Here is a 15,792-nt window from a genome sequence, read left to right as displayed (position 1 = left end):
TGCCAATAGTTATTGCGATGGAAGTTTAACTATTAGTGTGTCATAACAACGTGAAAAGTAGTAAAAGGTAAAAAATGAATCTACATGAGTATCAATCGAAAGCGCTGTTAAAAAAATATGGTATGCCAGTTCAAGAAGGCATTTTAATTACAACTCCTGATGAAGCTTCTAAAGCATTTGCCCAAATCGGTGGCAAATTTGCAGTCATGAAAGCTCAGGTTCACGCAGGTGGACGTGGTAAAGCAGGTGGCGTTAAAGTTGTGAAATCTGCCGAAGAAGCAGCAGAATATGCAAAAAATCTATTAGGCACGAATTTAGTGACCTATCAAACAGATGCAAATGGTCAACCTGTAAATAGTATTCTTGTTTGTGAAGATGTCTATCCTGTAGAGCGTGAGCTTTATTTGGGTGCTGTGGTTGATCGTTCAAGCCGTCGTGTGACATTTATGGCATCGACTGAAGGCGGTGTTGAAATTGAGAAAGTTGCAGAAGAAACTCCTGAAAAAATTATCAAAGTAGAAGTAGACCCATTAGTCGGTTTATTGCCATTCCAAGCGCGTGATGTGGCATTCCAATTGGGCTTGAAAGATAAGCAGATTGCTCAGTTCGTGACGATTATGACAGGCGCTTATCAAGCATTTGTAGAAAATGATTTTGCTTTATTTGAAATTAACCCATTATCTGTTCGTGAAAATGGTGAAATTTTATGTGTCGATGCCAAAATTGGTATTGACTCAAATGCGCTATACCGTCTTCCTGAAATTGCGGCGATGCGCGATAAATCTCAGGAAAATGAACGTGAGTTGAAAGCATCTGAATTTGACCTAAACTATGTTGCGCTTGAAGGTAACATTGGCTGTATGGTCAATGGTGCAGGCCTTGCAATGGCGACCATGGACATTATCAAACTGTATGGTGGTCAACCTGCAAACTTCCTTGATGTCGGTGGTGGTGCAACCAAAGATCGTGTGATTGAAGCATTCAAAATTATTCTTTCAGACTCGTCTGTGCAAGGTGTTTTGATCAATATTTTCGGTGGAATCGTACGTTGTGACATGATTGCTGAAGCAATTATTGCAGCGGTTCAAGAAGTAAATGTCACTGTACCTGTGGTTGTTCGCTTAGAAGGGAACAATGCAGAATTAGGTGCAAAATTACTTGATGAATCAGGTTTAAAATTAATTTCTGCGAACGGTTTAGCTGATGCCGCAGAAAAAGTTGTTGCTGCAGTGAAAGCGTAAGGAGTATCAATCATGAGCGTATTAGTAAATAAAGACACAAAAGTATTGGTACAAGGCTTTACAGGTAAAAATGGTACTTTCCATTCTGAGCAATCAATTGCTTATGGCACGAAAGTGGTGGGTGGTGTAACACCAGGTAAAGGTGGTCAAACTCATATTGGTTTACCTGTATTTAACACCATGCGTGAAGCTGTGAAAGAAACAGGTGCAAATGCAACTTCGATTTATGTGCCTGCACCATTTGTTTTAGATTCAATTATTGAGTCTATTGATTCAGGTATTGAGTTGATTGTGGTGATTACTGAAGGGGTACCTACTTTAGACATGCTGAAAGCAAAACGTTACCTTGAAACTTATGGTAATGGTGCACGTTTAATTGGTCCGAACTGTCCAGGGATTATCACACCAGGTGAATGTAAGATCGGGATCATGCCTGGTCATATTCACCAACCTGGTAAAATCGGGATTATTTCACGTTCAGGTACACTGACTTATGAAGCGGTTGCGCAAACGACTAAGCTTGGTTTAGGTCAGTCAACTTGTATCGGGATCGGTGGTGACCCAATTCCAGGGATGAACCAAATTGACTGCTTGAAATTGTTCCAAGAAGATCCACAAACTGAAGCCATCATTATGATCGGTGAAATTGGTGGTACTGCGGAAGAAGAAGCAGCTGAATATATTCAATCGAATGTAACGAAGCCAGTTGTGGGTTATATCGCAGGTGTGACCGCGCCGAAAGGTAAGCGTATGGGGCACGCAGGTGCAATTATTTCTGGTGGTAAAGGTACAGCAGAAGAAAAATTTGCGGCATTTGAAAAAGCGGGTATGGCATATACCCGTAGCCCAGCAGAATTGGGTTCTACCATGTTAGAAGTTTTGAAAAAGCAAGGTTTGGCTTAATTTAGAATTGATTTTGAATAATTAAATTCAAATAAATTTATCCAAATAGCTTAACTGAGTTGAAAAATGGGCATCACAGGATGCCCATTTTTTATGATTGTAAATTGATGAAAAATAAATGATTAGCCTTTCACTAATCCGCCATCAACAATCAAATTTTGTCCTGTCACGGCACGTGACCATGGTGATAAGAACATTAAAATTGCATCTGCAAATTGTTCAGGTGTGGTCACTTCTTGGAGTGGTGTAGAAGCTGCAATTAAATCGAATACTTGATCTGGAGTTGCACTGCTGGCATCGGTTTTACGAAGTAAACCACCAGACAGCATATTGACATTGATCCCGTATTGTCCCAAGTCATGAGATGTAGTGCGTGTAAAAGCCAAAAGAGCCGCTTTGGCAGCCGTATAGTCATGATAAGGTACAACAGGGTTTTGGACTAAATTGGTTCCAATATTTACAATACGTCCGAAATGCGCTGCTTTCATATCGTCTAAAGCTGCTTGTGTAGTATTTAGTGCAGCTTTAACAGCACTGTCCAATTGCTGTTGCATCGTATTCCAACTCAAAGTTTCAACTTTAGGGCGAGCATCACCATCAAATTGAAAAGACAATAGAGCATTGTTGATCACAGATGTAATTGCATGACCAAAGTGCGTTTTGGCTTGAGTGAACATGGTTTTGACTTGTTCAGCATCAGTAATATCGGCTTTATAGATAAAAACTTGATCAGCATATTTTTGCATAAGCTGTTGAGCAGACGCTTCACTACTGAAATAATTCACCACGACACGTGCGCCTTCACGAATTAAGGCGTGTGTAATCGCCAGACCTAAGCCTCTAGCCCCACCTGTAACTAAGACAATTTGATCACGTATTTCCATGGTTTATGCCTAAATTTGAATGATTGAAGATAGTAGCATTGTTCTTAAGTTGAATGATAAATTGGAAGGGTTTAATAGGGTTTGTTGACAATTCTTCTATGTTTAGGACTTTGTGTATTTTTAGCTGATACTAGGCGTGAAATACGAAACTTAGTCATTCTAAGTGAGTAATATTTTAATGCATGGTTATGCTATATTTTGTGTGAAGAAAATCGTAAAAATAAAGTAAAATTTTTGAATGAGACAACCAAGCATCACATTATGCATCTTGAGTGGACTAAGCTTATTATTGAGCGTGATGAGCTATGCTGATTCATCTTTTCCAGTGGCGCTGATGCAATTAGAACAGCAAACGGGATCTTCGGATTCATCGTCAGAAGATGTGCGTATTGATGAAAAGCAAATAGAAAACCAAGCAGAAGATTCTGTCGAGAATTTAGCACAAGAGATTCTTGAGCCTGAGCCTATTTTTCAAATAGAGCCTGAAAATCAAAACATACCAGAAGTTGAAGATCAGCAAACACAAGTTTTTGAGACACAAGAAGACATCCAAAAGAAAATTGCTGTAGAGCATGAACAGCAGGCAACGGATTATTCAATTTTAAATAATAACTTTTATCAAAATGATCGTTTCCGCATTTTTAACTATACTGCTTATAATGTAGAACAGTTAAAGAGCTCTTTAGTAAATCCTACTGTAGCTGGCTCAGGCTCAAATGAGTTTTATATTTCATTTGGTTATGGCATGGAGTTTAAAATCAATGATGACAACAGAATTGGTTATGAATACCTCTCCTCATTTCCCTATGATCGTGGGCAGATTATTCGTTTTTTTTGGGCGAGACGATTAAAGTATTGATTATAATTAAATGATGATGAACAGCGATCAAAAAAAGAATAAATAATGTTGAAATAAATACAACTTGAAACATGACCTGACGTCAAAACACATATTAAATCGATATGTTTATCGCAATGAGATAAAAATGGTGATGAACATGTTACAGAAAATTCTTTTATTAGGTGTTCTTGGTGTATCCCTTACAGGGTGTATTGTTGCACCGTATGATGATGGCTATGATCGCGGCGGTTATGGACACCGTCATGATTCTGATAGACGTTGGGATCAACGTCGTGATGATAAACGCGGTGACGATCATCGTTGGGATAAGCGTCAAGGAAATCAAAATAATCAAGATGATCGACGGAATCGACCTGATTGGAATTGGAATGGTCGTTGATAATATTGCGATGCTGAAAATCAAAATAGGCTGAATGAGTTCAGCCTATTTTTTTAAAGTGAGTGATTCAGTTAAGATCTTCTTAGATTTTTTTAAATAAGCCTGCTTGTACAACACCAGCTCTGGTTTGTTTTTGCAATTGCCATGTCGTAGGTAAGTTTAACTGATGTAAGGGGCAATCTGCTTCAACATAAATCAAAGCATCATTTGCCAATAAAGGATCAACTTTTTCAGCCAATTCATTCCACAGATTTAAACTATATGGCGGATCTAAAAATACTAAATCAAATTGTTCATTCAAACTAGATAATGCTTGTTGTGCTGTTTGAACTTTTAACTGACAATTTTCTGCTTTGAGCAAAGTGATATTGTCTTTTAAAAATTTAGCCTGAGTTGCATTGGGTTCAATCATCACCACATGACGAGCGCCACGAGAAAGTGCTTCAAAGCTTAAGGCGCCGGAACCAGCACATAAGTCTAGCACTTTCGCATTTTGCACATCCCACATTAACCAGTTAAATAAAGTTTCACGTACACGATCTGGGGTAGGGCGTAATCCTTCAATATCCGCAAATGGAAGCATGCGACGTTTCCATTCTCCACCAATAATACGTAATTGATTTTTTCCTCTATTATTCACTAATGTCTGCCTGTGTTGCTGGGGCTGTATGGGTTTGTGGTGCAGGACGATTTGTGGTCGTATTGCGTTGATTGTTTGCAGTCGGTTGAGAGCCTTGCGCATTTGGCTTTGGTTTAGGCATGGCATTTGGATCTGCAGAAAGTGAGATGTCACCACTTGGTAATTCACCAGGTTTAATACCTGCTGTCATTAGACCACCGCTTAAGTGATGGTTTTGTGGAACAATTGGTTTTTTCTTACGTGTTAACATCCAGTAATCAAATACTGGACGGGCAATCTGCGCTGCCGAGCCACCATGCTTACCATTTTCCCAAATCACAGCAATGGCTATTTCTGGATTATCAGCGGGTGCAAACCCGACGAATAAACCATGATCGAGCTGACGGTCTGTGAGTAAGGCTTCATTATAACGCTTACCTTGGGCAATACTTTTAACCTGTGCTGTACCTGTTTTACCTGCAATTTTATAGGCATTGGTACGAATACCACGACCTGTACCACTTTGAATTACATCCACCATGGCATCCTTCATTTTGACCCAGTCTTCATCCGTGCCATTAAATTGAATTTTACCTGTTGGTGCATTCAATACAGGATGATGTTTTGCACCTTTGGATTCACGTAATACATGTGGGATAACATGCGCACCATGATTGGCTGTAATCGCAGTTGCCATTGCGAGTTGCAGAGGTGTTGCAGTAAATGCCCCCTGACCAATACTCACTGAAATGGTTTCACCTTTTAGCCATTTGGATTTTCGAGTACGCATTTTCCATTCAGGGCTTGGATATAAACCTGTACTTTCACTTGGCAAATCCACACCTGTTTTTTCACCAAAGCCAAACTGACGCATCCAAGCGTTCATTTTATCAATACCCATTTGATAAGACAGGATATAGAAATAAGTATCACAGGATACAATCTGTGCTTTGTGCATATTGACAGAACCGTGCCCAGTTTTTTTATGGTCACGGAATTTGTGTGAGTCACCAGGTAAGTGGAAATAACCTGGGTCAGAAATTGCAGTATTCCAATCTACTGTTTTGTAATGAATACCACCCATACCAAACATTGGTTTAATGGTAGAGCCAGGTGGATATGTACCTTGCACTGCACGGTTATATAAGGGCTGATCTAAATTATCTCTTAAACCACTATAATCCTTTGAACTGATGCCTGTGACAAATAAATTGGGATTAAAACTTGGACTTGAAACCAATGCCAAGATTTCACCTGTACGAGGGTCTATGGCAACAACAGCACCACGACGACCAATTAATTGTTCAGCAGCAACAGTTTGTAAGCCAAAATCTAATGACAAATAAAGATCATTACCGCGAATGGCTTCCTTACGACCAAGATGACGCAATACATTACCATGTGCATCCGCTTCGATTGACTCATAACCCGGAACGCCATGTAGCAAATCTTCATAAGATTTTTCTACACCGATTTTCCCGATTAAGTTGGTTCCTGCGTAACTGTCTTTATCAATTTCTTTGAGTTCTTTATCGTTAATACGTCCTACATAGCCAATAACGTGTGCGAACAATTCACCATGTGGATAATAACGGGTCATTTGGGTTTCAATATCTACGCCAGGGAATTGAAACTTCACTTCACTAAAACGGGCAATATCTTGTTCGGTCAAATTCAGTTTTAAGGTCACACGTTCAGTTTTTTTAGAGGTTTTGATTCGGCTATTAAAACGATCAATATCTTCTTGGTTTAGACTTAAGATCGGAACTAAACGTTGTACTGTCCCATCGATATCTTCAACATCGGCTTTACTTAATGTTGCTGTAAAGACAGGGTAATTATCGGCAAGTAAAATCCCATTGCGGTCATAAATATAACCGCGAGCAGGTGCAATCGGTTGTAAGCGTATACGGTTTTTATCAGAAGCTTCACTAAACTCTTGGTGATGAAAAATTTGCAAATAGGCATAGCGTGCAATCAATAAGCACATAAAAAATGAAACAATACCGATAGCAAAAAAGACACGACTACGAAAGATGCGTTTTTCTTGTTGAACATTTTTAAGAGGAAACTGCTGCTTCATACGTGGTCGGCTTTTAAAACTTAAAGATTGCTGAATTTAAGGCGAAATATTTTAACCTAGATTTGAAGTTAAATATTAAAAAACATAAATAACCTATCAAAATATATTCTAACCAAAAATATCGCTTAAATATGTTGTAACTCGTTGACCAAATTTGACCATAGCGACAATAAATTTATAGTGATTTGTATATGAGTGAAAAAATAATTCTGTTAAAGTCGGACTTTAAGGATAAATAAATTCGACCTAAGTCAAACTTTAGGGGTAATGGAGAAAATAATGAAAACAATCTTTCCCTTATTAATGTTAGTTGCAATTGGGAATGTTGCACATGCTGATGTTAAAGATTATTTACCAGATTTAAAGGGAATTTTACCAGAAGCGAAATTTAAACCTGAAGATGCTTCTAAGTTGAACTTCGGTGCAGGTGTTACCCAACAAATGGTTCATGGTAATGCTGAGTGGGTCAATCCTTATGGAATTGCCTATGCGAAATTAGGTGCTTTCTACAATGGTGATCATTCATTTGCAGGGCAAGTCGGTTATAGAATACCTGTTGCATTGAATGGAAAAGACAAAAATGGTTTCTACTTAGGTGTCTATGGTGGATCACTAAAAAGCCGAGTCATCGACGGTAAAGATGAGGTTCAATACGGTGCAGGTGCAGACTTAGCCTATGTTTTATTAGACAAAGAGCGAATTAGTACTTTTAGTGTGGGTATGGGCGCGGGTAGTGAATTGCATGATAAAAATGGCAATATGGTGCTTGAAACACGACCACAGATACAGATTTCCTATACCTTAAGTGTAGGCTTCTAAAATACTATGATGATGAATTTATATTTATACACATTTTTCGACCGCGAATAGAAATAATTACGAGAGTCATGCATGTTGGAATACGTTATTGGTTTGTGGCACGCTTTTTTTGATCGCCCCGATCATCTCGCGATATTGAGTATTGTCCCCGTGACTGCGTTCGTTACATGGGCGCATGTATGGATGGCACTCAAAATGGTGTTCTATCCACTTACGTTTTGGGGGGTTCATATCGGCCCATTGCCTGTGGGATGGCAGGGTATCGTGCCGCGTAAAGCAGGGCGAATCTCAGGCATTATCACAGATAATACATTGTCTAAACTCGGCTCTTTGCGTGAATTTCTTGACGCAATGGATCCTGAAGATATGGCGCGTATCATCGGTGAACAAGTTGGTTTTGAACTTGAGCACCTCATAGATGAAGTCATGTTAGATCGTAATGCGGTGTTATGGGAAAACTTACCTTATTCGATTAAGCGTCGTATTTATGGGCAAGCACATAAACAATTGCCAGGTACTTTAAAGGAACTCGTGACCGAACTGACCATGAACGTCGAGTCACTTGTAAATATGCGTGATATGGTCGTGAACCAAATGGAAGGTGACCGCCGTTTGATGGTGCGCATGTTTTTGAAAGTTGGTCAAAAAGAGATCAATTTTATTTGGCATATTAGTGCATTAATCGGAATATTTTTCGGTATTATTCAAATGTTTGTGTATGTTTTCATCCCACAACATTGGACAGTACCGTTCTTTGCAGCGATTTGGGGCTTTTTAACCAACTGGATTGCAATTTGGATGGTATTCAATCCTGTTGAACCACATTATGTCCGTTATCCGCAATTCTTTGAATTGACAAAAGATCGAAAATTTCCGTGGATTAAGCCTGTTATTCCGCGCATAGGGACTTATAATGTGCAAGGCGCGTTTATGAAACGCCAAGAAGAAGTCTCTGAAGTTTTTGCGAGTGTAGTCACTGAAGACCTAATTACGTTAAAATCCATCATGACCGAAATGATGTATGGTCCAAAGAAAGACAAAACCCGCCGTATTGTAAAACGTCATGTGAATGAAATAATGGAAACTCCATTGGTTCGTACTTCTTTACAATTGTCGTTAGGTCCAAAAGAGTATGCAAAACTCAAGACAGACTTGATTGATCGGTCGATTGAAATTACGATGGTGCCAGTAAGCGACCCTGCTTTTAACGCAAGTCGAGCGCAGAAAATCTTTTCTATGTTCAAAGAGCGTATTCGCGAATTAACGCCTAAAGAGTTTCAGAACTTATTACGTCCTGCATTCCAGGAAGACGAATGGATTCTGATTGTGCTGGGTGGTGTCACGGGCTTTTTTGCTGGTTTAATACATTTATTTTTGGTTTTTATAGAATAGATACCAACGCAGTGCCAGTGGTCTAGCTGACAAATACAAGGTATCAAATACATAGTTTTAAATGAGGATGTTTTTTTATGCGCATTATATTACTCGGACCACCTGGAGCAGGTAAAGGTACACAAGCTCAGTTGATCTGTAAGCGCTACAATGTCCCACAAATTTCAACCGGTGATATGCTCCGTGCTGCGATTCGTGAAGGTACTGAATTAGGTCTTAAAGCTAAAAGCGTGATGGAGTCAGGTGGCTTAGTCTCTGATGAGCTGATCATTGGTTTAGTGAAAGAACGTATTGCACAACCTGATTGTGTCAATGGATGTATCTTTGATGGTTTCCCACGTACGATTCCTCAAGCTGAAGCTTTAGAGAATGAAGGGATTACAATTGATCACGTGATCGAAATTGATGTACCTGACGAAGAAATCGTAAAACGTCTTTCTGGTCGCCGTCAGCACCCAGCTTCTGGTCGTATTTATCATACGATTTACAATCCACCAAAAGTGGAAGGTAAAGATGATGAAACTGGTGAAGACCTTGTTCAACGTCCAGATGATTTAGAAGCAACAATTCGTAAACGTTTAGGTTCTTATCATACCGAAACTGAACAACTTGTAGGTTTCTATCAAGGTCGTGCAGCTTCTGGTGAAAATGCACCTACCTATGACAAATTGAATGGTTTACGTCCAATCGAAGAAGTTCAAAAAGATTTATTTGCTATTTTAGATAAATAAGATCGAACTCAAAGTTTTTAAACTTTGACAAAAAAAGAGACCTGATCCATATTAGGTCTCTTTTTTTATGGGCGATAGACGATGAAAATTGCACTTATTGGATTGGTTATTGTAAGCGTAATTGTTTTGCTTGGTTTATTGTTTATGAGTTTCAAGTTGTTACGTAAAACACAAAAAGAAGAGTCTGCTGTGCGTAAAGAAATGCGTAAATCTGGCAATTATCAAGTTCATCCGCAAGTGGCTGAAGAGTTAAAACGCTTAGATCAGTTAAAAAAAGATTTAGAGAATAAAAATAAAGAGCATCAGAATAAATAGAGATGATGTGTATTAAGTTCAGTTCCTATGTAGATCACTTGTCATATGAGGGCGGGAATAAATGAAAAACATGCCAATTTCATTGTTTTCTATTGTATCTATGTCGATTTGAAAGCCTAATTTTTTATAGAGCTGAATAGCAGGAGCATTTACTGCAATCACAGAGAGTACAATTTTATCTACATACTGCTGACCATACTGAATAGCTGCGTGTAGAAGCTGTGTAGCAACGCTTTGATGTCTAAATGTGGATTCGACATAGAATCCATATAAGTGCGCTTGAGGCTTCGCTCCTAAATCATCGTCTATATGAAATATCAGTACGCCAATAATTTGTTTTTGTGAATAAGCCGCAAAAATAATATTGTTGGAAATAACTTCTGAAAAGACACTCAGTGGTCGTTCAATTTCAATCGCATAGATTGCACCAAACATTTCAGGTGAATTTTTGAGTGCAGACAAACGGATGGTCTTGAAGTCATGCACGTCATCGACACTCAGCTGTCGAATTATAATTTCAGTCATTTTTAGTAATTTGTTATTGAACTGGATTATGATAATAGATGAAATTTTATTTCAATACTTATGTTTGTATCTATAAAAGTTGAGTATATAGAATAAAATCGCTCTGATTTTATTCTATGATTCTACACTTTTCACTTTAATTTCTCTAACAGCACCAAACTCATATTTATCATTCCAATTGCATACATCGGACACGATACATTCGCCACATTTAGGTTTGCGCGCAATACAGCAATAACGTCCGTGTAAAATCAACCAATGATGCGAGTCAATGATGAATTCTTTAGGAATGACTTTAATTAAGCGTTGTTCCACTTCAAGCACATCTTTACCAACAGCCAAGCCTGTACGGTTCCCCAAGCGGAAAATATGTGTATCTACCGCCATTGTCGGCTGTCCAAAGGCGGTGTTCAGCACCACATTGGCTGTTTTACGTCCCACACCAGGTAAAGCTTCCAAATCCTTACGATTGTCAGGAACTTGGCTGTTATGCAGCTCGATCAGCATTTTGCAGGCTTTAATGACATTTTCAGCCTTAGAATTATATAAGCCGATGGTCTTAATATATTCCTTCAAGCCATCGACACCGAGTGCATAAATCGCTTCTGGCGTATTGGCAATCGGGAAAAGTTTATCGGTTGCCTTATTCACACTGACGTCAGTCGCTTGCGCAGATAAAGTCACGGCAACTAAAAGCTCAAAAGGATTTGAATAATTCAGCTCAGTTTCAGGATGCGGACGTTGTTCACGTAATCTTTCAAAGAAAATTTGAATTTGTTTTTTGGTCATGTTTTTTGTCGGTTTTTCTACTGCCATTACTCAGCATCTCCTTGTAAAACAGACAATTGTGTTTGTAACTCATTCAATTGGTTTTGTTTGTTTTGATCAGCACGAACGCTGAGTTGTTTTTCTAATTTTTTAATTTGTGTACGGATTTTTGCCAATTCAATGGTAGTTTTTGCATCATGAATCACAGGGGTTTTGATTGGAGTTTCTACAACTTCAATGGTAGGCAAAGCTTGAGATTGTTGGGTGATTTGCGCAAATAATTCAGTATCAATTTCGGCACGAACGACAGGGCCTTTACGGTGAATACGTCGCTTTTCCTCACGTTGAATATGTGCGTAATAACGATTACGTAGATCCTCTTGCTCTGAAATTCGTTGTTCATCATTTGGAGTCGGTTGAATATCTTCAACTAAATCAATGCAATCTACAGGACAAGGTGGAATACACAGTTCGCACCCTGTACACAAATCGGTCAAAATTGTATGCATCAATTTACCTGAACCGATAATGGCATCGACAGGGCAGGCACTGATACATTTGGTACAGCCAATACATTCATCTTCACGAATAATGGCTTTCATCCGTTGTGGACGACCATCGCTTTGAATGTCCCATACACTCGGTTCAGCAGTTAATTTTGGACGTGCCAATAACTCTGCTAAAGCATCTGCAACAGGTTGTCCGCCAGGTACACATTTATTGGCATCCTCACCTTCAACAATTGATTTTGCATAAGGTAAGCACCCATCACGATGACCACAGAGTCCACATTGGGTTTGAGGCAAAATTGCGTCAATTTGCTGGATGAGAGAGAGGGACGAATTCATGTGAAACAACTTCAAAGAAATAAAAACGCATTTCAAAAATGAAATGAGAGTGGGATTTTATCATGAATTATCAATAAAATCTTTGCTCCATTTCTGCACTATTTTTGCTCTAATATTGTGCTAATTATGCCTTAAATTAAGTCAAATTTAACAATAATTGATAAATAATATTAATAATTTATAAAATAATAAGTTATAGATGGTTTTAATTATATTATTGAATAAAAGTATAAAATTAAAATAATGAAAAAAAATGTTGTGGATTTGAAATAAAAGGGCTTAAATACTTTGCGCCAAAATAATTCATTAATTGAACTATTTGAACCATTTTGAATCATTTTCTGCTGAGGAATGAACGTTGAAATATACTAGCCTGAATGACTTCTTAAATTACGTAAAAGCACGTGATCCAAATCAACCTGAATTTCTGCAAGCTGTAGAAGAAGTAATGACCAGCTTATGGCCATTTATTGAAAAAAATCCACAATATGCAGATTATGGTTTGCTTGAGCGTCTTGTAGAGCCTGAACGTGCTATTCAATTTCGCGTTTCTTGGTTAGATGACCAAGGTCAAACTCAAGTGAATCGTGCTTTCCGTGTCCAATACAACTCTGCGATTGGTCCATTCAAGGGCGGTATGCGTTTCCACCCATCTGTAAACCTTTCGATTTTAAAATTCTTAGGTTTCGAACAAACATTTAAAAATGCCTTAACAACACTTCCTATGGGTGGTGGTAAAGGTGGTTCTGACTTTAACCCGAAAGGTAAGTCAGAAGGCGAAATCATGCGTTTCTGTCAAGCCTTGATGGTTGAGTTATATCGTCACCTTGGTTCTAACACAGATATTCCTGCGGGTGATATCGGTGTTGGTGGTCGTGAAGTCGGCTATATGGCAGGTATGATGAAGAAGCTCAGCAATGACACTTCATGCGTATTCACAGGTAAAGGTCTATCTTTCGGTGGTTCTTTGGCCCGTCCTGAAGCGACTGGTTTCGGTACTGTATATTTTGCTGAAGAAATGCTAAAAACTCGCAGTGACAGCTTTAAAGATAAAGTTGTGACTATTTCGGGTTCTGGTAACGTTGCACAATATGCTGCTGAAAAAGCAATGTATTTGGGTGCGAAAGTGGTTTCACTTTCTGACTCAAACGGTACTGTTTACGTGAAAGATGGTTTCACCACTGAACTTCTTTGTGAAGTGATGGAACTTAAAAACGTAAAACGTGGTCGTATCTCTGAGTTTGCGTCTAAACACGGTTTTGAATACCTTGAAGGCAAACGCCCTTGGGGTATCAAGTGTGACATCGCGCTTCCATGTGCAACTCAAAATGAGTTAACTGAAGAAGATGCAGTTGCATTACTTGCAAACGGCGTGATTTGTGTGGCTGAAGGTGCAAATATGCCTTCTACACTTGAAGCTGTTGAGAAATTCGTTGAAGCGAAAATCCTTTATGCACCAGGTAAAGCGTCAAATGCAGGTGGTGTAGCAACTTCAGGTCTTGAAATGTCACAAAACTCAATCCGTTTGGGTTGGACATTTGAAGAAGTGGATGAGCGTTTACATGCGATCATGAAAGAAATTCACCGTAACTGTGTGAAATACGGTACTGAAGAAGATGGTACTGTGAACTATGTAAACGGTGCAAATATTGCAGGCTTCGTAAAAGTAGCTGATGCAATGTTAGCGCAAGGTGTATTCTAAGTTTTAATTTAGAATCATAAAAAAACCGATGCTTTTGCATCGGTTTTTTTATGCCGAAAATTTAGTTTTGTATATTTTGTTAGGTATTTACCCATTTCAATGATTTTTAAAAATATCAGCCAATTCGATTCATGCAGAATGTGATTAAGGTAGAGTGACAACAAAAAGGAAAAAATAAAGTGTCAAGCTATCAATCTCACATTGCGATGTTGTTATTTAAACAACAAAAAAGAATGTTGCTTTTGCATAAAAATAATACTCAATTTTTACGTAGTTTTTTTGAGAAAGGTACACAACTTGCGCCATTGCCGGCGTTTTTTAAGGCTAAAAAAGTGCAGTTTGGTAATGTTCCTACCATGCAAATTGAAAACCTGCGCCCCAATAAAAATCCAAAACGAATCTTGGTCTATATTCATGGCGGTGGTTTTGTCGTGGGTAGCCCGAAAAGTTATAAGGGCTATGTGGCAAGTCTATGTCAGTTGGCACAAGCGAGTTTTGCTTATTTACCCGATTATCGTTTAGCACCTGAGGCACGATTTCCTGCTGCGATTGATGATGTATTTACAGCATGGCAAGCCATTGTTGAAAAATATCAAGGTTATGAAATTGTCTTAGGTGGTGATTCTGCGGGTGGAAATTTAGCACTTGCTTTGTGTGTTCGTGCACGTGATGCAGGTGTTGCTTTGCCACAGCGTGTTTATCTATTGTCGCCGTGGTTGGATTTAACTCTGACCTTGCCAAGTCATAAGAAACAAGATCATCGTGATCCATTTTTAGGGACATATTTCTTGGAAAGAGATTTTGCACGACATTATGTACAGGAGCAAGATCGTAAAAATCCTCAAATTTCGCCCTTATTTGCCGATTTTAGTGGTTTGCCACCTTTTTATGTACAAGTGGGTTCAAAAGAGGTTTTGTTGGATGACAGCCGTGAGTTTGCCCGTAAAGCCAAGCTACAAGGTATCGATGTACAACTCGATATTTGGACAGGCATGTGGCATGCATGGACAGTTGTGCCTTTTGTCCCTGAAAGTAAAATCGCTTTGAAAAAAGCAGGTTATTGGTTGGGGCAAAGAGGTTAATCATTTAATTCAGGCATTACAATTGTGTATTTGGATTGAAATCAGGTCTAAGCCTCAGATTTATGTTTCAGGATAATGTAATGCTTTTTTTCTTGGAATCGCTTGAAAGATCATATTGGGTTGATACTTGGATTCTAAAATTAATTTTGGAAAAGTGGTGGAATAATCAAACTTAAAATGAAAAGGTTTGGCACTTAACTTTTCAAATTGTTTTTCTTGCAGGTTAATGGGGCACATCATCACAGTACCTCCATAGTGTCCCAAGTGAAAAATAGTATTATTTTCAATGGAGTATTTGTAATAATTACGGTTGCAACCACTATAATATCGAACACGATCAGGATCGAAGTTTAAGAGTAATGCCTGTTTTTGAACTTGGTTTTGATCGTCTGTAATGTGTTGCCATGTGAATTTTGTTAAAACCTCAAGATCAGATTGTTCTAAATCTTCTCTTTTAGGCTTGGCTTTGAATAGATAGTGTTGATGATTGCTATGTTCTAATTTTAAAACCATTTCACCTATAGAGTTTTGTTCTAAAGTAAATGAATGCGGTTGTAGAAATAAGCCATAGGTCAAACTTTCTTGTTTTTCTAATTCTCCACAAGCTTTCGTTGAACTCAAAAGATAATCAAAAAGCAT

General features: G+C 38.5%; 17 protein-coding genes. 10 read left to right on the top strand and 7 right to left on the bottom strand.

The features are described from left to right. The first annotated feature begins 74 nt into the window (after positions 1–74). Together sucC and sucD are read left to right on the top strand one after the other, a co-directional pair. The gene (sucC, locus tag EXE10_RS12260; RefSeq protein ID WP_087552495.1) at positions 75–1,241 is read left to right on the top strand and encodes an ADP-forming succinate--CoA ligase subunit beta; all 1,167 of its coding nucleotides are present in this window, start codon (positions 75–77) and stop codon (positions 1,239–1,241) included. Positions 1,242–1,253: 12 nt separating this feature from the next. After that, the gene (sucD, locus tag EXE10_RS12255; RefSeq protein ID WP_068973520.1) at positions 1,254–2,144 is read left to right on the top strand and encodes a succinate--CoA ligase subunit alpha; all 891 of its coding nucleotides are present in this window, start codon (positions 1,254–1,256) and stop codon (positions 2,142–2,144) included. A 122-nt stretch (positions 2,145–2,266) separates the two neighbouring features. Here sucD and EXE10_RS12250 read toward each other — a convergent pair whose 3' ends face one another. Continuing rightward, entirely contained in the window at positions 2,267–3,028 is a 762-nt protein-coding gene (locus tag EXE10_RS12250) for a 3-oxoacyl-ACP reductase (protein ID WP_130113565.1), read from the bottom strand. A 298-nt stretch (positions 3,029–3,326) separates the two neighbouring features. Here EXE10_RS12250 and EXE10_RS21915 point away from each other — a divergent pair, with 298 nt between their 5' ends. Together EXE10_RS21915 and EXE10_RS12240 are read left to right on the top strand one after the other, a co-directional pair. Beyond that, positions 3,327–3,887 (top strand): hypothetical protein, encoded by a 561-nt coding sequence (locus EXE10_RS21915; RefSeq protein WP_228256825.1) that lies wholly within the window; start codon positions 3,327–3,329, stop codon positions 3,885–3,887. Positions 3,888–4,026: 139 nt separating this feature from the next. Further along, positions 4,027–4,269, top strand: coding sequence for a hypothetical protein (locus EXE10_RS12240; RefSeq protein ID WP_087552512.1), 243 nt, complete (start codon positions 4,027–4,029; stop codon positions 4,267–4,269). An 82-nt stretch (positions 4,270–4,351) separates the two neighbouring features. Here EXE10_RS12240 and rsmD read toward each other — a convergent pair whose 3' ends face one another. Together rsmD and mrdA are read right to left on the bottom strand one after the other, a co-directional pair. Continuing rightward, positions 4,352–4,852 (bottom strand): 16S rRNA (guanine(966)-N(2))-methyltransferase RsmD, encoded by a 501-nt coding sequence (rsmD, locus tag EXE10_RS12235; RefSeq protein WP_265937140.1) that lies wholly within the window; start codon positions 4,850–4,852, stop codon positions 4,352–4,354. A gap of 49 nt (positions 4,853–4,901) precedes the next feature. Next, positions 4,902–6,971 carry a penicillin-binding protein 2 gene (gene mrdA, locus EXE10_RS12230; RefSeq protein WP_068973522.1) on the bottom strand — a complete coding sequence of 690 codons (2,070 nt, stop codon included), beginning with the start codon at positions 6,969–6,971 and terminating at the stop codon, positions 4,902–4,904. A 279-nt stretch (positions 6,972–7,250) separates the two neighbouring features. Here mrdA and EXE10_RS12225 point away from each other — a divergent pair, with 279 nt between their 5' ends. The 4 genes from EXE10_RS12225 (at position 7,251) to EXE10_RS12210 (ending at position 10,228) form a co-directional block, all read left to right on the top strand. Then, on the top strand, positions 7,251–7,790 hold the full coding sequence (locus EXE10_RS12225; RefSeq protein ID WP_068973523.1) for a hypothetical protein: 540 nt from the start codon (positions 7,251–7,253) through the stop codon (positions 7,788–7,790). A gap of 72 nt (positions 7,791–7,862) precedes the next feature. After that, the gene (locus EXE10_RS12220) at positions 7,863–9,182 is read left to right on the top strand and encodes a hypothetical protein (RefSeq protein WP_087552491.1); all 1,320 of its coding nucleotides are present in this window, start codon (positions 7,863–7,865) and stop codon (positions 9,180–9,182) included. 77 nt (positions 9,183–9,259) lie between these two features. Further along, a complete protein-coding gene (gene adk, locus EXE10_RS12215) occupies positions 9,260–9,913 on the top strand; it encodes an adenylate kinase (protein ID WP_068973525.1) in 654 nt (217 codons plus the stop codon). Between the two features lie 81 nt (positions 9,914–9,994). Continuing rightward, a complete protein-coding gene (locus tag EXE10_RS12210; RefSeq protein ID WP_130113563.1) occupies positions 9,995–10,228 on the top strand; it encodes a hypothetical protein in 234 nt (77 codons plus the stop codon). 18 nt (positions 10,229–10,246) lie between these two features. Here EXE10_RS12210 and EXE10_RS12205 read toward each other — a convergent pair whose 3' ends face one another. The 3 genes from EXE10_RS12205 to EXE10_RS12195 all read right to left on the bottom strand — a co-directional run bounded on the left by EXE10_RS12205 (position 10,247) and on the right by EXE10_RS12195 (position 12,369). Continuing rightward, the gene (locus EXE10_RS12205) at positions 10,247–10,753 is read right to left on the bottom strand and encodes a GNAT family N-acetyltransferase (RefSeq protein WP_130113562.1); all 507 of its coding nucleotides are present in this window, start codon (positions 10,751–10,753) and stop codon (positions 10,247–10,249) included. A gap of 114 nt (positions 10,754–10,867) precedes the next feature. After that, positions 10,868–11,569 carry an endonuclease III gene (gene nth / locus EXE10_RS12200; protein WP_130113561.1) on the bottom strand — a complete coding sequence of 234 codons (702 nt, stop codon included), beginning with the start codon at positions 11,567–11,569 and terminating at the stop codon, positions 10,868–10,870. Further along, entirely contained in the window at positions 11,569–12,369 is an 801-nt protein-coding gene (locus EXE10_RS12195; protein ID WP_130113560.1) for an RnfABCDGE type electron transport complex subunit B, read from the bottom strand. The genes nth and EXE10_RS12195 overlap by 1 nt, the downstream gene beginning before the upstream one ends. 358 nt (positions 12,370–12,727) lie before the next feature. Here EXE10_RS12195 and gdhA point away from each other — a divergent pair, with 358 nt between their 5' ends. Further along, positions 12,728–14,071 (top strand): NADP-specific glutamate dehydrogenase, encoded by a 1,344-nt coding sequence (gene gdhA, locus EXE10_RS12190; RefSeq protein WP_087552488.1) that lies wholly within the window; start codon positions 12,728–12,730, stop codon positions 14,069–14,071. A 179-nt stretch (positions 14,072–14,250) separates the two neighbouring features. Then, positions 14,251–15,153, top strand: a complete 903-nt coding sequence (locus tag EXE10_RS12185; RefSeq protein WP_130113559.1) for an alpha/beta hydrolase — start codon at positions 14,251–14,253, stop codon at positions 15,151–15,153. 60 nt (positions 15,154–15,213) lie between these two features. On the opposite strand, the gene EXE10_RS12180 is transcribed toward EXE10_RS12185, so the two are convergent. Next, positions 15,214–15,792: META domain-containing protein (locus EXE10_RS12180; RefSeq protein WP_130113558.1), on the bottom strand; the 579-nt coding region annotated here is incomplete at its 5' end.

The organism is Acinetobacter sp. WCHAc060033, assembly GCF_004209125.1.
GTDB classification, from domain to species: domain Bacteria; phylum Pseudomonadota; class Gammaproteobacteria; order Pseudomonadales; family Moraxellaceae; genus Acinetobacter; species Acinetobacter wuhouensis.
Note: the sequence above shows the minus strand (reverse complement) of the source record. Positions and strands in the feature narration are given on the sequence as shown.